We start from the raw sequence: 20319 nt of genomic DNA on the forward strand, positions 1-20319 counted from the left end.
TGACGGTGACGGGCACCGGGCCACGCCTCACGCGGCGGAGCCCGAGTCCGGGCCCGCCTCGTCGTCCCAGGCGATGCCGATCTCCCGCAGCCAGCGGCTGTCCTCCGGCCTCGGCCCGGAGGGCATGGCCGACGGCTGCGGGACGGTCGGCGCGGTGGACACGTCGGTCCGTACGATCGACAGGCCGCCCTTCCCTCCCGTATGGGTGACGCTCTCGTCGCCGCGCTCCAGCACCACCAGTTCGTAGCGGGGCGGCCACTGCATCAGTATCCGGCGCCGGCAACTCGGGCAGAACCACTCCTCGGCGCCCGATGCCAACGTGTTGACCAGCTGCATTTCATGGGTCGTGCTCATGGCATCTCTCCGTACCGGCACGGAACAGGGAAAGTGGGATCGGGAACCGGATCGGCCGCGAGGTGGAGCGGCCGTACGCCCTTATCCGGTTCATGCCCATTGCACGCTGATCGCCAATCAACTTTCCGCGGATCGCCGGGGTCGGGCCGATGGCGTCGCCGCCTCGCGGGTCAGAGGAAGGCGGCCAGGCCGTCGAGGAACCGGTCCACGTCGTCGGTGGTGTTGTAGGGGGCCAGGCCCGCTCGCAGGGCGGGGTCTTCGAGCTTCAGCGCGGTGAAGGGCTCGTGCGCGTAGAACGATCCCGCGGGTGCCACCACGTTGCGCGCGGCCAGGTGTGTCTGGGCCTCGCGGGCGTCGCGGCCTGCGAAGGTCATCAGGAGGGTAGGGGTGCGGTCGGGAGCCTTCGAGTGCAGGGTGACGGCGTCACCCAGGGCGTCGAGGCCCTCCTGGAGCCTCGTCCGCAGCGACTGCTCGTGCTCGTGCAGGGAGGTCAGGGACCGCGTCAGACGCTCCCTGCGTGACGTCTGTGTGGCGGACGTACCGGGATCCATCGTGGCGAGGAAGTCGACGGCCGCGGTGGCGCCGGCAAGGATCTCGTAGGGGAGCGTGCCGAACTCGAAGCGTTCGGGGACGGTGTCCGGGGAGGGCAGGAGCTTGTCCGGGCGCAGGGTTTCGAGGAGTTCGGGGGCTGCCGCGAGCACTCCGCAGTGCGGTCCGAGGAACTTGTACGGCGAGCAGACGAACAGGTCGACCCCGAGGGCGGGTACGTCCACGAGGTGGTGCGCGGCGTAGTGGACGCCGTCGGTGTACACCAGGGCGCCGGCCGCGTGGGCCCGGTCGGCGATGGCGCGGACGGGTGGCTTGGTGCCCAGCACGTTGGAGGCGGCCGTGACCGCGACCAGCCGGGTCCGTGGGGAGAGGGCCCGCTCGTACGAGTCGAGGTCCAGCTGCGTGGTGTCGGCGTCGATCTCGATCCAGCGGACGGTCACTCCGGCGCGCTCGGCCGCCTGGATCCAGGGGCGGACGTTGGCGTCGTGGTCCAGGCGGCTGAGGATGATCTCATCGCCGGCCTTCCAGGTCTTGGCCAGGTGGCGTGAGAAGTCGTAGGTGAGCTGGGTGGCGCTGCGGCCGTGGACGACGCCGTTCGCGGGCATGCGGAGCAGGTCGGCGTAGGCGGTGCGGAAGTCCGCGACCGCGCGTTCGGCGTTGAGCTCGGACGGGCTGACGGTTCCCCGGTTGGACAGCGGGCCGGTCAGCGTCGCGGCGATGGCGTCGGCGACGGGGCGGGGGGTCTGCGTTCCGCCCGGACCGTCGAAGTAGGCGAGGCCGGTGGCGAGGGAGGGGAAGTGGGCCCGCAGGGCGGTGAGATCGAGAGCCATGGTCTCGGCTTTCTGTCGGGCGGAGCGCCGGGCGTCGGGGTGCCTTTACTCTGACGTCGACCTTGCGACACGTAAAGCGATGGATTCCGAAGCGAGAGTTCATGAACCGTGAAGTCCCAGCCGGATCTGAAGCTCCTGGCCACCTTCCTGGCCGTGCTGCGCCGGGGGTCGATGACCGAGGCCGCGGCCGAACTCGGCTATGTGCCGTCGGCGGTGTCCCAGCACATCGCCGCGCTGGAACGTGACATGGCCGTCGAACTGATCGTCCGCCGCCCCGGCAGCCGGCTGGTCCTCACGGCGGCCGGCCGCGCCCTCGCCCAGGCGACCGAGACGCTCTTCGACGTCACGGGGGCGGAGCCGGGACGCCGCCGCCCGGGGGCACGCCGCTCCACCGGGAGATCCTCGCCGTCAGCGGACCCGGCCCCCGTCCTCCGGCCGTCGACGAACTGGTCACGCTCCTGGCCGGCGCGGTGGAGAGTGTGGTCGGCAGGGGGTTCTCAAACTCCGGTGACCAGATCTGTGGATCGGAGTAGTCGGCTGTGGACATGACGCTTCGAAGGATTTCCGCCGTGGACGCGGAGAGCGGGTTCCGGCATGTCGTATCCGGATTCTCGGGTGAACGCAGCGGTGTGGAGAGTGAGTGCTTTCTCGGCCGGGAGTGGGAGGTCCTGGAGCAGGTCCTGCTGGCTCAGGGGCCTGAGGAGATCAGCGGGCTTCCCCTCACCATGGGCGACCTCCTCGGCGACGACGACCTCGGCACCGCCTGCTTCTACCTCCCGCCGGACGAGGTGGCGGTCGCAGCCCGTTTCCTGGCCGCCGTCGATGCCGAACGGTCCGTCGCCGACCACGCCGACGAGATCGCGAGGACGTTTCGCCACGGTGATGTCCCGGCCGGCTACCCGGAGATCCTCGCCCGTTTCCTGGAGAAGATCCGTGATCTCTACAGCGCGGCCGATCAGGCAGGTGAAGGCGTTGCCAAGCTCGTCCAGGGCTGAGAGCCGCCGCCGACCCCGGCCACGGCAAGGGCCGGGGTTGATCGGCAAGACCCCGTACCCACCGGCGGCAGACGAACCGGCGTTTCGACCCAGCCATGTGTCCGCCGGTGAGCGTGACTACGGCGTCCTGGGCCGGGCCGGGGCCGCTGTCCATGCGTCGGGCTGCTGAACGCCGAAGGGTTGTGCGGCCTTGACGCTCCGAGGAAGCATCAGTGCCGAGTCCGCGTGGAGGGTGATGCGCACCGGCGTGAGTTCCTCGGCATCGAGCGGCGGTTCCCCGGTACCGGGATTCCGGGCATAGCGCGGATGGGCGCCTCCGCTGATCTGCCAGCGAATACGGTGACCGGCGGCGAAGCGGTAGGCGGTGGCGCTCATCGGTACGGTGACCTGCGAAGGTGCCTGCCCAACCGTCCTCAGCCGAGCGAGCCCGTCGCAGACGTTGGTGGAACGGCCTTGTGCGTCCACGTCGCACAGGCGGGTGAAGACGTCGGCGTGTCCGGTGTCCGTGGAGATGCTCAGCCGGGCGGAGACCGGGCCGAGGATGTCCACGGGCTCGGTCAGCGGCGGACCGGTGAACGTCAGAACGTCCTCGCGGGCCTCCAGCGCGCTGTTGTCACGAGGTCCGGCAGCAGGGGAGAGCAGCGGGCCGCCCAGTGACGGGGTGGGAGCCGCCGGGTCGTAGCGGAAGGACGTCAGCGGTGCGGAGTCCGTGGCGGGCTGCTGGGTGAGGTACCCGCCCGGGGCGGGGAACCATGGTGTGGCGGCCGGGGACGGCGGCCAGTCGTCGAGGTCCCGCCACGCGTCTTCGCCGCCGACGTGGACACGCACTGCGGTGGGGCGCAGGCCGGAAGAGTCCGCACACAGATGCGCACGCAGCCAGGCGAGACTCTCGGCGAACACCTCGGGCCAGCCCCGTTGAAGCGCGGAGGTGTGTGTCCAGGGGCCGACGAGCAGGGCGGTCTCGCAGCCGGCCCGACGCAGCCGGCCGTACTGTTCGAAGGTCTGGTCGGCCAGCGCATCGTGCCACCCGGTGATCAGACCGGTGGGCACGCTCAGCCGCTCTGCCGCCCTTCCCGGGGACGCGCCGTCCCAGTACGGGTCGTCGGCATCCGGGTGTGTCATCACGTCGTCCAGCCAGGGCACTTCGCGCCCAAGGGCGGACATGTGCGCCCCGCGCAGGGGCCGCGCGGCGATGATTCCGCGCAGCCGGCGCCGCAGACGCAGCATCGCCCTCACGAACGATGCCGTCCCCCGGTGCTGGTACGTCATGCCGACGCCGACGAGCAGGGCGTTCTCCAGGTGAAGCGCACCGTCTGTGTGGAACAGGGCGTAGGGATCGTGCAGACCCACCTGCACCACCATCGCCTTCAGCTCGGGCGGCGGGTCCAGAGCGAGCGCCCACTGCACATAACCCAGATAGCTGGGGCCGACCGTGCCCAGTGTGCCGTTGAACCAGGGCTGCTCTCTCAGCCAGGACACCGTGGCCTGACCGTCGGCGGCCTCGTTGCGCCACAGATCGAAGCGACCGCCGGACCCGCCGGTGCCGCGGCAGCTCTGCAGGACGACGTGGAAACCCTGCTCGGCGAAGAGCATGCCGTACATGGGCGACCACGGCAGGCCCCGGCCGTACGGCGAGCGCACGACAAGGGTGGGGAAGTCGCCCTCCGCGCGAGGAAAGTAGTGATCCGTGATCAACGGACTGCCGTCGGCGGCCGGCGCCACCAGCCCGGATTCCCGACCGGCTTCGTGCCGCTTGGCCGGGAGATCGCGCCAGATCGCTCTCATCAGCCGCGAGGACCACGGCGGCTTCCCGGAAGGCGGTGTCCAGGCCGGGTTCGACGTGGCGTGGTGCGTGGGCGATGCCATCATTCCCCTCCACTATTCTCGTACGGCGTACGAGAATAGTGGATGCTTGGATGACCCTCGCAAGGGCCGCAGCAAGGGCCGCAGCAAAGGAGAAGGGGACTGCGAAGATCGTGACCCGTGACGGAGCGTCCGGCGCCAGGGGCGTCGACCCCCAACAGCTCTGGCTGGGGTCCACAGGACCCCGCAGGGGGCGCAGGCCCGCCTTCAGCCGCGAGGCGATCACGGTGGCGGCCGTCGCCCTGGCGGATGCCGAAGGGCTTGAGGCGGTCACCATGCGGCGGGTCGCCGCACAGGTCGGAGCCGGTGTCATGTCGCTCTACAGCTACGCCCCCGACAAGGAGACCCTGCTGGAGCTGATGGTCGACCACGTCAGCGGCGAACTGCCGACGACGGACGCGCCCACCGGCGACTGGCGTGCCGACCTCAAAACCATTGCCCGTCTCCAGCGTGCCCTGATGCTGCGACACCCCTGGCTGCCCGGCGCCCTGTCCACCCGCCGGACACCCGGCCCCAACACACTGGCCTTCCTGGAACGAGCACTTGCCGCCCTGCGGCCCACCGGACTGGACGGCGCGGCGAACCTGGAGGTCTTCGCCCAGCTCACCGCGTTCGTAGCAGGGCACGTCACCTACGAGATCACGCAGGCCGCAGCCGCACAGTCGTCCGACCGGGCCGCAGCCGAGGCCCGCTATCTGGCCGCTGTCGCATCGGACGGCCACCATCCAGAGCTGGCCGCAGCCCTCGCCTCGCCCGGGCGCCCCCTCACCCCCGAAGCCACGTTCGACCGCTTCCTCGGCCGCCTGGTCGACGGCCTCGACTCCGGCTGATCCGGGGTGCACACCACCGGCCTCGCCCGTGACTTCAACGCCCGAGGCACCTCCGACACGCGAAAGAAGCCCCGATGCCGGACATGACGCGCCCGGAGCGCGAACGGCGACTGCCCGTCGCGCTTGTGGTGCTGACGTGCTGTGTGTTCTTGCTGGTCGCCGGGGCGGTCCTCGCGGCACCACTCGGGTTCTTCGGGTTCAAGGACAACGCGCTGCCGAAGGCCTCGCCGGAGAGACACGGGATCCCCGGCGACGCGCTCCAGAAGACCTTCCGGATCGCCGTGCCGGCCGGTGCCCGGGACGCCTCCTACCTGGTGGTCCCGGGCGACGGCAGCGCGGAGAGCGGCCAGGACATCTATCTGCGTTTCCGTACCACCCCGGCGGGCCTCAAGGAGTTCGTCACGTCCCTGGGCAAAACCACCGGGGACCTGGCGGCCGGTGACGCCGTCCTGGACCAGGACGACATCGACTCCGTCGGGCTGCCCTGGAAGACCGAGGCCAAGGGGCACCACATCGCCGGCCTCTACGCGGACATCCCCGAACCGGGCGACACGGTCGGCACGGGCCTTGTCACCGTCGACGAGACCGACGCCTCCGCGCCCCTGGTCTACGCCCATGTGACCGTCTAGCCCGGATTCCGCGGCCGGCAGGGCGGCAGGGCGGCAGGGCGGCAAGGTAACGGCAAGGTTCCGGCAAGGCCTCCTGCCCATCGTCGTCATGTGCACCGAGGCGACCACGCCGGCCACCGGCGCGGAAGGTGCCGACGGCGCACGTCATCGCACATCCGCGCACAGGGGAGGAAAAGTGAACACGAACTTCAGCTCCAGGCTGGCGAGGCACGGTCTCGTATCCGCCGCAGTGGCCGCACTCGCCGTTCCGGCGGCCGTGGTCGGACTGGCCGCGCCCGCGTCCGCGAACGCGGCCTGCGGTGTGGTCGGCTCCAACCTCGACGGGAGCGCCTACGTGAGGCAGACGGCGGGCGTCGCCGCGAACATGCGCTCAGGATCCAGCACCTCGTGCGGTATCACCGGCTACGCGGACAACCAGAACGCGCTGAACTACTACTGCTTCACCTACAACACCTCCGGGGCTTCCTGGACGTACCTCAAGAACGAAACCGACGGCACGTACGGGTGGGTGAGCGACTCCCTGCTGCCGAAGGACGCGGGCGGGGTCAGGGGCTCCAGGTACTACTGCGGCTTCTGACCCGGAGCACTCCGGCCCCGGCCGTCGCTCGGTGCGTCTGCCTGTCCTCCGGGGCCGGCCGGCAGGCCGAGGCGGTGCAGTCGGGCGCGGACGCCGTCCGAGTCCGGGACGCCCAGCTCGTCGAGGATGTCCGCCGCGCGCCGGGCGGCCCGCCGTGCCGCCGGGGTCTCACCGGCCGCCAGGTGGCTCTCGCTGAGGTGGGCCAGCACGTCGGCCTCGAAGTAGCGGTCTCCGAGATCGTGGAACAGCGCGACGGCGTTGCCGTAGCAGTCCGCGGCCCGGCGGTGGTCGCCGAGGTGCTGGTGGGCGTAGCCGAGGCTGTCCCAGGTGTCCGCCTGCCCGTCGCGGACGCCGAGTTCGGTGAAGAGCTCCAGCGCCTGCCCGCAGAACACGAGGCACTGGCGGTGGTCGCCGAGCTGTGCGTGGTACCAGCCGACCGAGTTCAAGGCCCGGGCCTGCCCGGTCCGATGGCCCAGGGAGGTGTACTGGGCAAGGGCCTCCTCGGCACAGGCCAGCGCTTCGGGGTAGGCGTCCCGCCGGGCGTGCAGGCGGGCCAGGTCGAGGTGGGTGTGGGCCAGCTCGGTACGGTCGCCGAGGGCCTTGTGCAGATCCAGGGCGCGGGTGAGGTGGGTGAGCGCGTCGTCCAGCCGCGTCAGGCGGGTGCGGGCACGGCCGAGGCCGCTGTGGGCGTCGGCCTCCCCGGCCGCGTCGGCCGAGCGCAGGGCGGCGGCCAGCGCGGCCTCCTGGGCGGTGGCCCAGTCGGACCAGTGGCCGCGCCGCTGCAGGAACGTGGTCAGGGCGCGGGTCAGCTGCCAGATCGGGGCACCCGGTGCCCGCGTGGTGGTGCCCCACCGGTGCACCACCGCGAGGAGCACGGGGTGCTCGGCGGTGAACCAGGAAAGGGCTGCTCCGTGGTCCGCGGCGTGCTCGGGGGAGACGCCGGGGACCACGGGCGGCAGCGCGATCGGGTCGCGGTGCGGATCCAGCATGCGGTCGGCGGCGTGGGCGGAGTGCAGGTAGTGGCCGAACACTCGGTCCTCGGCCGCTCGCGTCTCGTCGGCCGCTCGCGTCTTGTCGGCGGCGGGTGCGTTGTCGTCGGCGGGTGCGTCGGCGGCGGATGCGCCGGCGGTGTGTGCGGTGCCGGCGAGTTCGGCCGCGTACATCCGCAGCAGGTCGTGGAGTACGTATCTGCCGCGCGAGTACTCCGTGACCAGGTGGCTGTCGGCCAGCACCGTCAGCAGCCGGCCGGCGTGCTCGACGGGGAGCCCGGCCAGGCTCGCGGCGGCGGCCACGCTGATGTCCGGGCCGGGGTGCACGCCGAGCAGCCGGAACATCCGGGCGGCCTGCGGGCTCAGGGCGCCGTACGACCAGGAGAACACGGCCCGGATGTCCGCCCGCGCGTCCTCGTCGCCGAAGCTGTCCAGCCCGTCGGGGGAGTGCTGGGCGTCCCGGAGTTCGGCGGCGAGCCGGGCCAGGCCGAGCCGCGGCTCGATCGCCGCGCGCGCCGCCACGATCACCAGGGCCAGCGGCAGCCGCGCGCAGCGGCTCACGATCTCGTCCACCGCCAGTGGTTCGGACAGCACGCGCTCGGCCCCCAGCCGGCGCGCGAGCAGTCGCCGGCACTCCGCGGCGGGCAGCACGTCCAGGGCAAGGCTCCGGGCGCCTTCCAGGGCGATCAGGCCGGAGAGCCGGTTCCGGCTGGTCACCAGGGTGAAGCATCCTGCACTGCCGGGCAGGAACGCCCGCACCTGTTCGGCGTCGCGGGCGTTGTCGAGCATCACCAGCATCCGCCGTCCCGCCAGCATGCCGCGGTACAGGGCGGTCTGTGCGTCCAGGCTCACCGGCATGTGCTGGGGCAGCACGCCCAATGCCTCCAGCAGCCGGGGCAGTGCTTCCGCCGGGGTCACGGGTGGCCGCGAAGGCTCGAAACCACGGAGGTTCAGGTAGATCTGGCCGTCCTCGAACCAGTCGGCCACCCGGTGCGCCCAGTGGACGGCCACAGCCGTCTTCCCGACGCCCGCGGTTCCGGAGAGGGTCGAGACCACCGCCACCGCAGGGGCGCCGATGCCCTCCGCGAGGATGCTGTCGAGCTGGGCCAGCTCCTCCTCCCGGCCGGTGAAACCCCGTACGTCCAGGGGCAGACGTGCCAGGGCCGGCGTGGACCGCCGCCGTGCCCGAGGCGGCGGTTCCGCGGCCTCGGCCGGCTTCGACGCCCCCTGCAGGATCGCCTGGTGGAGCCGCCGGAGCTCGGTCCCCGGATCGGCGCCCAGCTCCTCGGCCAGCCGCTTGCGGGCCTCGGCGAAGCACTCCAGGGCCTCGGAACCGCGTCCCGCCTCGTACAGCGCCCGCATCAGCACGGCCACCAGCGGCTCCACGAGCGGGTTTTCGCCGATCAGCTCGGGCACCCGGCCGATCACCACCGCGTGGTTGCCCACCGCCGTCTCCGCGTCGGCCCACGCCGTGACCGCGTCCAGCCGCTGCCGCTGCCAGGTGTCGCGCATCCGCGACACCCACTCCCCGGACAGTCCCGTGAGCGGCTCCCCGCGCCACAGGTCCAGAGCCTCACGGAGCATCGTCACCTGCCCGGCGCCACCCCGGCCGGCTCTGCGGGCATCGGCGACCAGACGGTGGAACCGGTGGAGGTCCACCTCTTCCGCGTCGGTGTCCAGCACGTACCCACCGCCCCGCCGAAGCAGGCCCGGCGTGCGAGCGGCTCCGGTGGCTGCCAACACCCGGCGGATGCGGGCCACATGTGCGTACAGCGCCTGCCGCGCACCCTCCGGCGGATCCTCACCCCACACCCGTCTCATCAGGGTGTCGAGCGGCACGGCCCGGCCGGCGTCCACCGCGAGCGCCGCCAGCACGCTCCGCCGCTGCGGAGGACCCACGTCGACGGGGCCGCGGCCCACCAACTCGACGGGCCCGAGAAGTCTGAACGTCACCACGACAACCCCCGGCGATCGGACGCGCACACCGTCCGCACTCTCGCCTGGCCGGTCAGCCCTTTCACCGGCGTCGCCCTGTCGACACCTCCCAGGCACCAGGCCCACCAGACGCTACGCGCGCGCAAGAGAGACCGACAAGGCTCCGGCCAGCCAGGTCCTCTCCGGCGCCGGCCAGGTCCTCTCCGGTGTCGGGCGGGCGCTCTCCGGCGCCGGGCAGGGCCACGGCCGTCGGACCGACGCCGGCCGCACCGGAAAATCGGCGGCGGCAGGCGGCGACTTCGTCGAGGATCTCGTCTGCGGTCTTCGTTCCACGTCTTGATCCAGGTGCGGGGATCCGTTCGATCAAGATGCGGGGAACCGTCGGAAGGGCCCGGAGGACGCGGCCCGAACGGCCGGACACCGGGCGGTCCGTTTCGGAGCGGGGCCGGGTGGCGTGTTCTGTTCTTCCGGGGCCCGAGCGGGGCCCGAGCGGGGGCGGGTGCGCCGGTGGCGAGCCCGGACAGGTTCGCCCGCCGGCATGAGCGTGACGAGAGACCGAGGAAACGGCTGTGGCGAAAGAGCGAGTGACGGTGTGCGTCCCGCCGTGCGACCCGGGGGACGTCGTCCGGGCCATCGGCGCGGCGATGGCGCCGTTCGACTACAACCGTGATGTCGGAGTCGGCGGTCCGGACGTCGAGACCTGGTGGGACTACTGGCAGATCGACGGCGGGGGCTGCGAGTTCCTGGTCGTCCCGGGACACGAGGACGACCCGCGCCTTGTCCGGGGTGCCGAGACCCTGTCCGGAGAGCCGCGCAACGTTCCGCCGGGACTGTGCGACGGCGGCCCGCGAGCACTGCTGGACCTCGAAACGCCGCGGGTGCGGGTGGCCGCCGAGGCCCGCCAGGCCTTCGAAGCGTGGCAGGACTTCGCCAAGGCCTACCCGCCCGGCCGCGCCTTCGGTGCCTTCCGGGCCCGGCACCTCGCCGACCCCGAGAACTATTCACAGATACAGGCCGTGGAGGACTACCGCGCGCAGCCGGTCATCGCGGCGTTCCTGGACAACCCGGAACTGGAGGACGTCGTGGGCGGCGACCCCATCGCCCGCCTGAGCGACGGCCTTGACGCCCTGGTACGCCATGCCGTGGACGCCGCCTTGCCCTCGAACGCCCTGCTGACCCTGGACGGACGCTGGCTGGACGTCGCGAACGCCGAGCGGCGCCACCACTTCACCGAGTACCTCGACGCCCTTCCGGGCGACGCGTACGCCGTGCGCGTGCTCTACCACGGATGAGGTCCGCGTCCGTGATGAGGCTTCTTCGCTTCGGTTCGGCGCCGCTTGACAAAACGGGACGCTGTTCCGGATAGTAATCGGGACAGTGTTCCGTTTCGTTCGGTCGTGGCCGGGCGCGCCCGGTCGCCGACGCACGGGACGCAGAAGGGAACCGCTCACCATGAGTGCATCCACCGACGTCACCGACATCGCCGACATCACTGATGCCGCCGACGCCACCGACATCGCCGACATCTTCGGCCCGCCCGCTCCCGTGCTGTCGTACAGCCCGGTGACGCTGTCCGTGCCCGGACGGCCCGTGGAGCTCCAGGTCCGGGTCTCCGTGCCCGCGACCGGGACCGACCTGCCCGTCGTCCTGTTCTCGCACGGCCACGGCGGCTCCAACAACCTCTCCTCGCTGAACGGCTACGCGCCCCTCGTCAACCTCTGGGCGGCAGCCGGATTCACCGTCGTACAGCCCACCCACCTCAGCTCCCGGACCCTGAGCCGACGACTCGCCGGTACCCCCGGAGGCCCCTTCTTCTGGCGCTCGCGCGTCGAGGACATGAGCCATGTCCTGGACCGGCTCGACGAGATCGAGAACGCCGTGCCGGGGCTCGCCGGGCGCCTCGACCACGACCGGATCGCGGTCGCCGGGCACTCCCTCGGTGGACACACCGCGAGCCTGCTGCTGGGCGCCCGGACCACCGACCCCGACACCGGGACGGACGTGGACCTGAGCGAGCCCCGGATCAAGGCGGGCGTGCTGCTCGCCGCACCCGGCAGAGGCGGCGACATCCTCAACGGACCGATGGCCGACATGGTGCCGTTCTTCCACGCCACCGACTTCTCCACGATGACCACGCCCACCCTGGTCGTCGTCGGCGACAAGGACGACTCCCGGCACTTCACCGACATCGGCCCCGACTGGCATGCCGACCCCTACCGCCTCGCCCCCACCCCCAAGACCCTGCTCACCCTGTTCGGCGCCGAGCACCTGCTCGGCGGCATCTCCGGATACGACGCCGACGAGACCACCGACGAGAACCCTGCGCGCGTCGCCGCCCTCGGCCACCTCGCCGCGGCCTACCTGCGCAGCCAGTTCCTGCCCGACCGCCACGCCTGGCAGGCGGCGTGCGAGGCGCTGACGACCGGGACCGCCCCGGCCGGACGAGTCGAGTGCAAGTAGGCCATGCGGGGAGAGGTGGCGGGATTGGCTGACGTAGTTGACGCATTGTCAAATATCGTTGTGAGAAAGGTCATTGTCGGTCACATCATGGCAATGGAAGGGCGTACGCGGTCCATTCCCGCGGTGTAGCTTCTACCCGTCAGTAGAGGCTTGAGCAACGGGGGACGCGTGGTTGCCTCTCCGCATACCGAGAAGTTCGCCGCCCGCCTTCGGATGCTGAAGGACCGCAGCGGCCGGGGGTACGACCGCCTCGGCAAGGAAGCGGGCGTCAGCGGTTCCAGTCTGCATCGCTACTGCTCCGGTCTCAGCGTCCCGGCCGACTACCGGGTGGTGCATGCCTTCGCCAAGGTGTGCGGCGCCAGTGCGGAGGAGCTTCGCGAACTCCACCGGCTGTGGGCACTGGCGGACACCGACCGGGATGCGCCGGCCGCGGCCGCCGAAGCGAGCCCGAAGCCGGAGGCGGAGCCGGAGCCCGAGCCGAAGTCTGAGCCGAAGTCTCAGTCGGCGCCGGAGTCGGAGTCGGCGTCGGAGGCGGGCGAACCTGCCGGGCTCGTGCCGGCGGGTGCCGTACCGGATGGCGTCACCCCGCCGGAGACCAGGAGGCCGCAGCGGTTCCGGGTGCCCGAAAAGCCGTCCCCCCGTTTCGCGGTCCTGGCCGCCGTGGTCGCGGTCGTGCTGGTGGCCGGCTTCGTCTGGCTGCCCGGCAGCAGCTCCGACGATGCCGCGCCGGCGGCCGGCGGCAGACTGCTGGACTCCACGGCGTGCAGGACCGTGAGCATGGGGCAGCACGACGCCTGCGTGCGCGAGGTCCAGACCCTGCTGGCGCGGGCGAAGGGCAAGCTCGCCGTCGACGGCGACTTCGGGCCGGAGACCCTGCGCAGAGTGACCGCGTTCCAGGTGCTGGCGGGTCTGCCGGCCACCAACGTGGTCGACGACGCCACCAAGAAGGCGCTCTACGAGCACAAGGTGAGCATGACGACCTGGGCGCCGGCCCGGGTGGCGAACCGGATCCGTGAGGTGTTCGTCGAGGATCCCGGCACCGCCGTCGCCGTCGCCCGCTGCGCGTCGTTCCTCGACCCGCTGTACGTGCTCCCGAACACCAACGGCAGCCGCAACTGGGGCGTGTTCCAGATCTCCGACGCCCGGCTGCAGGACCTCGGCGGCACACCGCTGCGGGCGTTCGACCCGGACTGGAACATCAGGGCGGCCCACCGGCTGTGGAGCGTCCGGCACGACTTCCACGACTGGCCCTCCTGCGAGGCGGCGCTGGAGAGCACACCGAAGAGCACGCCGAAGAGCACCCCGAAGAAATGAAGCCCGGAGCTCCGGGTACCGAAGCGGCGGTACCCGGAGCTCCGCTCCCCGTCAGCGGCATCAGACCGTGCCGTTCTCCCACCACCAGTCACGGCCGAGGTCGGCCCTGCTGTCGACGTGCTGGTGGTCGACGGTGTACGTCTCCAGCCCGGAGAACCCGCAGGTCTCGGCCTTCTGGTAGACGGTCTTGGTGGCCACCCCGGGCACGTCGAGGTCGGCCGCGGTGCCGTACAGGTGCATGCTGTCGCTGGCCCCGCCGATCTCGGCGTTGTGCGCGATGCTGCGGAAGCCGGAGTTGACCGTGATCGGCTTGTCGCCCAGCTTCTTGCGCAGCGCCTCCAGCTTGTACATGCAGCGCCGGACGTTCTCCTTCACCTGCGACGCGCTCAGCTTGCCGCCGTTGAAGGTGCCGTCCGTCTGGTTGTAGAACTCGGTCCAGTTGAAGTGGAGCGTGGAGCCGTCCGACTGCTCCAGCGCGTTCAGCTTCGCCTGGGTGTTGGGGCCGACACTGGCGTCGGCGGTGAGGCCGTACGCGGCCTGGAACCGGCGTACGGCCGCCGCCGTACCGGAGCCGAAGTCCCCGTCGATGCTCACCCGGCTGTGGCTTGCGCTGTCCGCGGCCCAGCCCGCGATCCGGATCTGCAGTTCGGTCACGTCGGCGCCGGTGGCGCCCTGTTCCAGGGTGCGCGACCAGGAATAGGCCTGTGCGGTGCCCGAGAACAGCAGCTGGCCGAAGGCTATGCCGGCGCCGGCGGCCAGCGTGCCACGCAGCATGGAGCGGCGGTCCAGGGGACGGGAGGAGGAGGTCATGGTCGTCCTTTCGAGCTTTTCAGGAGGTCAGTAGGCGATCTGGAACGTCACGTTCTGCGCGTCGATGTCGTAGGCGTGCACGCGCACGACGAAGTGGGTGCCGTCCAGGACGTCGGTGGCGACGGTTCCCCACTCGGTACCGTGCGTGGTGTACGCGTCGCCGTTGTTGCACTTGCTGGTGTGGTCGACGAACACCACGCAGGCGTCCAGGTACACCCCGGGCTCGTCCGTGATGAGCCGCAGGTTGATGTCGTTGCACCGCGACGACGTGGTGTAGGTGCCGTACTCCTTGGCGGCCGCCTGGTAGTGGTACGTCAGGGTCTTCGCGCCGCCGTAGCAGCTGGTGGCGGCGGCCGAGGCGGTCGACGTCTGCGCGGCGGCGGGCGCGACGCCCACGCCCAGCAGCGCGGCCGCGGTGCACAGAACCGAGGCGAGCGCTCTGCTTCTGGTCATGGTGGTCTCCGTTCGGGCGAGGGGGTCAGAAGGCGATCTGGATGGTGGCGGAACTGCCTTCCAGGTCCACGCCGTTGGGCACGGTGAACCTGGTCCCGTCCAGGACGTCGGTGGCGATGGTCGTCCAGCTCCAGCCGACCTTGGTCCAGCGGTTGCAGACGCCGGTCTTCTCGAACTTCACGCAGGCGACGACGTACTCCGCGTCGCCGCCGACGACGCGCATGTTGATGTCGTTGCAGCGGCTCGTGGTCAGGTACGGGCCGAAGTCGCGCACCTCCCCGTAGTGCACCGTGACGGCCCCGCCGTAGCAGCTCGTCGCGGCCGCGGCGGCCGGCACGGAGGCGGGCGCCGCGGCGGTGAGACTGGTGCTGCGGTTGGCCAGCCGGTCCAGGTCGGCCTGGGTGCCGTTGAACACGTCCGCGGTCGCCGGGGCCTTGATGCCCGGGAACAGCGCGGCGTCGGTGTACTGCCACATCGCCCAGGTCGTCGAGCCGGCCGGCAGCGGGGGCTGGGTGATCGACTGCCGGTAGTCGGCGAGTTGCAGCGGATACCGGGAGAAGGCGGTGGTCGAACCCAGGCAGTCGTCCAGGAAGGACTTCTGGGTGTAGATGATCGGGACGCGGCCGAAGGCCGCCTCCACCTTGTCGAGCCAGGCCTTGGCGTCGGCCACCGTGCCGTAGGTGGGGCAGCGTCCGGTGCCGTCGTCCATACGCTCCAGGTCGAACACCGGCGGCAGGTCGCCGGCGCGCTGCCCGGTGTAGCCGGTCGCCTTCACCGCGGCGATGAACCGGTCGGCCTGCGCGGCGCCCGTGTCGGCCGCGGTCCCCGTGTAGAAGTGGTAGGGCGCGACGGCCAGGCCGGCCGCCCGGGCCGCCGGCAGGTCGGTGGCGAGGTACTCGTCGGTGACGTTCAGGCCGCGGGTGGCCTTGACCGTCGCGAACTCGACACCCGAGGCCTTCACGGCCTTCCAGTCGATCGGCGCGCCGTTCGGGTGCTGGTACTTGGCCGTGTCCAGGCCGTCGATCGGGTAGCCGGCGGGGCGCGGTGGCGTGCAGTACGTGTTACGGGCGGACCAGTCCACCAGCTTCGCCCAGGTGTTGGGGCCCACGACGCCGTCGGCGCTGAGGCCCGCGCAGTGCTGGAGTTCGACGACCCGGGACTCGGTGCCGCCCCCGAAGTCGCCGTCGATCGTCAGCGGCGGGTAGTGGAGCGGCTCCATGGCCAGGTTGAGCCGGCACTGCACTTCTTTGACCTCGACGCTGTTCGCGCCCTTGCGCAGGGTCGGTCGGGTGTCGGTGTGGCCGCACACGGTCGCCTGCGCCGTGGCCGACGTGCCCTGGGTGGCGCAGGTGTGCGGCTGGGCGGCCCAGGTGTTGAGCGCCGCCCAGGTCTGCGGGCCGAGCACACCGTCCACGCTCAGCCCGGCACACGCCTGGAACTCCTTGACCCGCGTCTCCGTCGCGGGTCCGAACGAGCCGTCCGCCGCGATCGGCGTGTACCGGCTCGGCTTCGTCGCGAGATCGAGTTCGCACTGCGCCTCGACCGTCGGGTCCCCTGTCGATCCCCGCTGCAGCGTGGGCTGTTCACTGGTGTGCCCGCAGACCGCGACGGCGGTGGCCGCGGCCTGCGCCGCGTGCACCGCCGTGGGCCCGTACAGGGGCAGGACCGCTGCCACGGCGAGGGTCAGACCCCGCAGAAGCGTCCTCCGTCCCATCTGTGTTCCCCCTCTGTGAGTGACCGGGAGCTCCCGGCGGGGGACATGCTGGCAGCGGCCGACCCCAAGTCCGGCTCCGCCGGCCCGGATCGGGACACCGGGATGGTCGGGCGCCGCTGACCTGCGGGGACGGGGCGCCGCTGGGACGGGGGTGGGACACGGGCCGCGGCGGCCGGCAGGGAGGGGGCGCGGAGGGGTACGAGGCGTACACCGCCGAGTTGCGCGCAGGACGCCGACGCGCACGGGGGCTCCGTGCGCGTCGGCGTCGTATGCGGGGCCTGGCGACGCGTCAGCCGATCGCCAGCTTGTTCTTCCAGCCGATGCCGTCGCCGTTGCCGACGATCTCCGTACCGGAGCCGCTGAGTGCCGTGCGGCTGCCCGAGTAGAAGCGCACGGTGCCGTCCACTCTGAGGGTCCAGATGTCGGGGATGTCGTCCCCGTTGGCGTCCGGGGTGCCGAAGAGGAACCGGATGCTGGAGCTGCCCCAGCCGGAGGCGCCGTACTCGGTGTCCACGCCGCCGGAGGAGGCGGCCGCCGAGGCGAGCGAACCGGTGTCGACCCCGCCGGTCGCGGTGTCCTTGATGCCCTTGCGCAACAGCAGCCGTCCGCTGGCGTCCGAACGGTAGACGAAGTCGGTGACGCCGTCGCCGGAGACGTCCTGCGCGGTGACGAGGTCACGGTCGGTCCAGGCCGACGCGGACAGTCGCCGGGCCTCGTCCACGGTGGCGCCGTTGTACCCGATCAGCGCCCACAACGCGTCGCCCACCGTGAGGAAGAAGTCGGGCTTGCCGTCGCCCGTGGCATCGCCGGCCGAGACGATCTGGGTGATCGTCGAGGGATCCGGAGCACCGGCCGGCAGCAGGATCGCCTGCCGCCTGCCGATGTCGACGGCACCGTAGCCGTCGCCCGGGTACACCCACAGCTTGCCCGCGCGCACCGCGATCAGATCCTGCAGGCCGTCGCCGCCGTAGACGTCGCCGAGGTGGGCGATGAGGGTGTTCTTCCAGTAGCCGGAGGACGGACGGGAGTACAGCGGCAGGTCGTCACCGTTCGGGTCCTTGTCGCTGTTCTCCTGGTAGGCGCCGGACATGGAGTAGCCGAGGGCGCCGGTGCCCTTGGAGCCGTCCACGGTGCCCTTGTCCGGGTACATGCGCAGGTTGCCGTTGGCGTCCACGACCATGAGGTCGGGGAAGCCGTCGCCGGTGAAGTCTCCCGGCGCGTCGGCCGTGTCGCGAGGGGTGACGTAGAAGAAGTACTTCCGCGGGTCCGACACGTTCCCGGCGTCGTCCACGGCCCGTACGTAGAGCACGTTCGGCCCGGCCAGCGGAGGCTTCGCGCCGGAGTAGGTGCTCAGGGTGGAGGTGGCAGCGCCGTTCGTCCGTGACACGGAACCGGTGTACGAGGCGGAGTTGAAGCCGTACTCGTACTTGACCACGTCGGTCTGCGAGGCCTTGAAGGTGAACGAGCCCGCCGTGCCGAACTTGACGGTGGACCAGGTGGAGTCCTCGTCCGCGTTGCCGAAGCCGTCGTCCTTCGCGTCGGCGTCGGGGAACGTCGTGGAGGTGACCACGGGCGGCGTGGGCCGGGAGCTGTCGAAGACGAACCGGCACGGCGTCTTCGACGGCGCGTAGGCGGAGGTCGCCCCGCGCTTGTCCACCGCCTTGACCCGCCAGGAGTACTTGACGCCGTTCTTCAGGCCGCTGGTGGAGAACGGGTCGGTGTGCACACGGGCCGAGTCGGTCTGGCTGCCGACCGTGACCTTGGCCTTGCCGCCCAGCAGGTTCCCGCTGCCGCCGGTCGGCCACAGTTCGAACTGCAGGGAGGCCAGGTTGGCGTCCTTGTCGCTGCTGTTCGCCCAGAAGGTGATCGAATCGGCGCCGACGTTGACGTAGGGAGAGGTGGTGTCGCAGGACAGGTCCGGGTCGAGGTCCAGGTGCGAAGGGGCGGCCGGCGGGCGGTTGTAGACCAGCTCGACGTACGGGTCGTTGCCGCCGTCCGCCTGGAACTTCTTCCACGAGTACGCCGAGTCCTCGTCACCGGCCCGCAAGCCGATGGTGAGGGTGGACCAGCCGTGCGCGATCGCCTTCTGGGCGGCCGCCCTGACGTCGAACGCCTCGTAGTCGTCGGGGCAGCTCGAGGACCGGTAGCCGTGCGCGAAGCTCTTGCTCGCGAGCTTGTTGCCCGCCGTCATCTTCGGTGCGTTGCGCCAGGTCGTCTTGTTGCTGATCGCCCCGGTCAGATACACGTTCATGGTGCGGGCGCTGCACGACCACGAGTAGGTCTCCAGCGCGTGCAGTTTGGCGGTGATGACGGTGGCGCCCTTGAGGTCCGGGTTCCAGTCGATGCTGAAGAACGACCGCGAGGTCCCCCAGGTGTCCGACTCGAAGCCCACGCGCGCCTCGTGCGTGCCCTTGTTGAAGTTGCGCCCGTTGTAGAAGTTCGCGTTGGGATGGCGGCTGTAGGCGGTGGTCCAGTCGTTGGTGTGCTTGCTGACCGACGGGTCGATGAAGACCGGGTAGACCGTGCCGGGGTCGGTCAGGAAGTCCTGGTCCGGCGTCAGGGACCAGGTGGAGCCGTCGAGGTCGGCCGTCACCAGCGTGCCACGGGAGTCGGGCTGCGGGCCGGCCAGCGAGGGCAGGTCCAGGGTGGTGGCCGCCCCCGTGTGGGTCGGCTCGGGCGAGGACTCGGCGGGCACGGACGGCGCGGCGCTCTCGCTCTCCCCGGCGGAGGCGTCGGGAGCCTCGTCGGTGGCGTCGGGCAGCACCTCGTCGTCGACGTCTCCGTCGTCGCTGTCGTCGACGGAGTCGCTGGGCTCGGGCGAGGCGGTGGGTGACTCCGAGTCGTCCGGAGCGGCACTGGCGTCGCCGGACAGGCTCTCCGCGGCGGTCGGTGACGCGCTCGTGCCCGCCTGGCCGTCGGTCAGAGCGGGAGTTCCGGAGCTGTCCCACATCAGCGGCGTCGGCGAGACCGCCGCCTCCTCGCCGTCGGCGTCCCGGCCGCTGACGATGCCGGTGGTGGGGTCGAGACTGAAGGTCAGGTCGGGGGAGGTCAGCCCGTAGGTCAGCTGCGCCACCCGTGGATCGGCCGCCGCCTGCCGGGTCTTGACCACCAGCAGCTGGGCGAAGCCCCCGTCGTCCGCCGTCAGCACCAGGTCGGCGCCCGGGATGATCTCCGGGTACAGCGCGCGCGAGCCGTCGATCACCGGCGTGGGGATGGTCCCCGGCCAGGTCAGCTGGACGGTGTGCGCCCCGGTGGTGAGCGTCACCAGGGCGGTACCGGTGCCGGCGGTCGCGGTGAGCAGCGAGACTCTGCGCGCCCCGGCCCCGCGGTCGGCACGCGCGGAGGCGGTGCGGGAGCCCGCCGAGAACGTGAGACCGACGTTGGTGGCGCGGGGCGACCAACCGTCTCCGGTGCGGACCAGGGTGGTGTCGATCGGCTGCCAGCGACCGCGGACCTTGGCACGGACCGGCGTGGCGTGCACGCGCCGCTGCAGCAGCCCGTCGGGCCGCGCCCAGGTGGTCTCGTACGCCGTGCGCAGCGCCGTCACCTCGACCGGCTTGCCGGACCTCGCCGCACGCGAGGCGGCCTCGGCCTCGGCGACCGGTGCGGCCGCGCGGGCCGGGTGGCCGCCGCCGTGGTGCCGGTCCCCGCCGGTGCCGGTCAGCCCGGCGTACGTCAGGCCGCCGACCGTGGCCAGGGCCACGACGGCCGCGGCCGCGGCCCGGCGGGCGCGCAGGCGCCGCCACTTGCTGGTCATGAGCGAGTCTTCCTTCCCCCTCGGACAACGGCTGCAGATCATGACCTACGGGAAGGCGCCCGTCACGCCTGTGTCCTGAACCGATGGGCGTGGGAGAGCTCTCGGGACGTCGGAGCATCCCGATTGACGCTCCTTTGACTGTTACATGACGTGATCATTGCCACATGATCACAGGGAACTCTGGATTTCTTCATGGCATGGACACAGAATCTGGCCGATCTTGAAGTGGCTTCACCTGCGGTCAACCCAGGCGCCACTCC

General features: G+C 71.3%; 16 protein-coding genes. 8 read left to right on the forward strand and 8 right to left on the reverse strand.

Annotation, left to right across the window (positions count from 1 at the left end):
* Window positions 1–27: 27 nt before the first annotated feature.
* Window positions 28–354 carry a hypothetical protein gene (locus ACFWPQ_RS22970; RefSeq protein WP_384037692.1) on the reverse strand — a complete coding sequence of 109 codons (327 nt, stop codon included), beginning with the start codon at window positions 352–354 and terminating at the stop codon, window positions 28–30.
* Between the two features lie 170 nt (window positions 355–524).
* Complete coding sequence (locus ACFWPQ_RS22975; RefSeq protein ID WP_384037695.1) at window positions 525–1733, reverse strand: cysteine desulfurase-like protein; 1209 nt, start codon at window positions 1731–1733, stop codon at window positions 525–527.
* Window positions 1734–1841: 108 nt separating this feature from the next.
* Here ACFWPQ_RS22975 and ACFWPQ_RS22980 point away from each other — a divergent pair, with 108 nt between their 5' ends.
* Complete coding sequence (locus ACFWPQ_RS22980; protein WP_384037699.1) at window positions 1842–2282, forward strand: LysR family transcriptional regulator; 441 nt, start codon at window positions 1842–1844, stop codon at window positions 2280–2282.
* 20 nt (window positions 2283–2302) lie between these two features.
* Window positions 2303–2728, forward strand: coding sequence for a hypothetical protein (locus tag ACFWPQ_RS22985; protein ID WP_384037702.1), 426 nt, complete (start codon window positions 2303–2305; stop codon window positions 2726–2728).
* A 117-nt stretch (window positions 2729–2845) separates the two neighbouring features.
* Here the strand turns inward: ACFWPQ_RS22985 and ACFWPQ_RS22990 are convergent, their stop codons facing one another.
* Window positions 2846–4594 (reverse strand): CocE/NonD family hydrolase, encoded by a 1749-nt coding sequence (locus ACFWPQ_RS22990; protein WP_384037705.1) that lies wholly within the window; start codon window positions 4592–4594, stop codon window positions 2846–2848.
* Window positions 4595–4704: 110 nt separating this feature from the next.
* On the opposite strand from ACFWPQ_RS22990, the gene ACFWPQ_RS22995 reads away from it, so the two are divergent.
* The 3 genes from ACFWPQ_RS22995 to ACFWPQ_RS23005 all read left to right on the forward strand — a co-directional run bounded on the left by ACFWPQ_RS22995 (window position 4705) and on the right by ACFWPQ_RS23005 (window position 6627).
* Window positions 4705–5421, forward strand: a complete 717-nt coding sequence (locus ACFWPQ_RS22995; RefSeq protein ID WP_384037708.1) for a TetR/AcrR family transcriptional regulator — start codon at window positions 4705–4707, stop codon at window positions 5419–5421.
* A gap of 74 nt (window positions 5422–5495) precedes the next feature.
* Complete coding sequence (locus tag ACFWPQ_RS23000) at window positions 5496–6050, forward strand: hypothetical protein (protein WP_384037711.1); 555 nt, start codon at window positions 5496–5498, stop codon at window positions 6048–6050.
* A gap of 175 nt (window positions 6051–6225) precedes the next feature.
* A complete protein-coding gene (locus ACFWPQ_RS23005; protein WP_384037714.1) occupies window positions 6226–6627 on the forward strand; it encodes an SH3 domain-containing protein in 402 nt (133 codons plus the stop codon).
* Here ACFWPQ_RS23005 and ACFWPQ_RS23010 read toward each other — a convergent pair.
* The gene (locus ACFWPQ_RS23010) at window positions 6612–9569 is read right to left on the reverse strand and encodes a BTAD domain-containing putative transcriptional regulator (RefSeq protein WP_384037717.1); all 2958 of its coding nucleotides are present in this window, start codon (window positions 9567–9569) and stop codon (window positions 6612–6614) included. The genes ACFWPQ_RS23005 and ACFWPQ_RS23010 overlap by 16 nt on opposite strands.
* 551 nt (window positions 9570–10120) lie before the next feature.
* On the opposite strand from ACFWPQ_RS23010, the gene ACFWPQ_RS23015 reads away from it, so the two are divergent.
* From ACFWPQ_RS23015 to ACFWPQ_RS23025, 3 genes are all read left to right on the forward strand, one after another.
* Window positions 10121–10843, forward strand: coding sequence for a hypothetical protein (locus ACFWPQ_RS23015; protein WP_384037720.1), 723 nt, complete (start codon window positions 10121–10123; stop codon window positions 10841–10843).
* A 160-nt stretch (window positions 10844–11003) separates the two neighbouring features.
* Window positions 11004–12011 carry an alpha/beta hydrolase family protein gene (locus ACFWPQ_RS23020; protein ID WP_384037723.1) on the forward strand — a complete coding sequence of 336 codons (1008 nt, stop codon included), beginning with the start codon at window positions 11004–11006 and terminating at the stop codon, window positions 12009–12011.
* 168 nt (window positions 12012–12179) lie between these two features.
* Window positions 12180–13325 (forward strand): helix-turn-helix domain-containing protein, encoded by a 1146-nt coding sequence (locus ACFWPQ_RS23025; RefSeq protein WP_384037727.1) that lies wholly within the window; start codon window positions 12180–12182, stop codon window positions 13323–13325.
* A gap of 60 nt (window positions 13326–13385) precedes the next feature.
* On the opposite strand, the gene ACFWPQ_RS23030 is transcribed toward ACFWPQ_RS23025, so the two are convergent.
* The 4 genes from ACFWPQ_RS23030 to ACFWPQ_RS23045 all read right to left on the reverse strand — a co-directional run bounded on the left by ACFWPQ_RS23030 (window position 13386) and on the right by ACFWPQ_RS23045 (window position 20059).
* Window positions 13386–14135 carry a D-Ala-D-Ala carboxypeptidase family metallohydrolase gene (locus tag ACFWPQ_RS23030; protein ID WP_384037730.1) on the reverse strand — a complete coding sequence of 250 codons (750 nt, stop codon included), beginning with the start codon at window positions 14133–14135 and terminating at the stop codon, window positions 13386–13388.
* Window positions 14136–14162: 27 nt separating this feature from the next.
* Window positions 14163–14588 carry a hypothetical protein gene (locus ACFWPQ_RS23035; RefSeq protein ID WP_384037733.1) on the reverse strand — a complete coding sequence of 142 codons (426 nt, stop codon included), beginning with the start codon at window positions 14586–14588 and terminating at the stop codon, window positions 14163–14165.
* Window positions 14589–14613: 25 nt separating this feature from the next.
* Window positions 14614–16302, reverse strand: a complete 1689-nt coding sequence (locus tag ACFWPQ_RS23040; protein ID WP_384037736.1) for a GH25 family lysozyme — start codon at window positions 16300–16302, stop codon at window positions 14614–14616.
* Window positions 16303–16591: 289 nt separating this feature from the next.
* Window positions 16592–20059, reverse strand: coding sequence for a DNRLRE domain-containing protein (locus ACFWPQ_RS23045; protein ID WP_384037739.1), 3468 nt, complete (start codon window positions 20057–20059; stop codon window positions 16592–16594).
* Window positions 20060–20319 lie beyond the last annotated feature (260 nt).

It is taken from the genome of Streptomyces sp. NPDC058464, assembly GCF_042721035.1.
GTDB lineage: Bacteria > Actinomycetota > Actinomycetes > Streptomycetales > Streptomycetaceae > Streptomyces.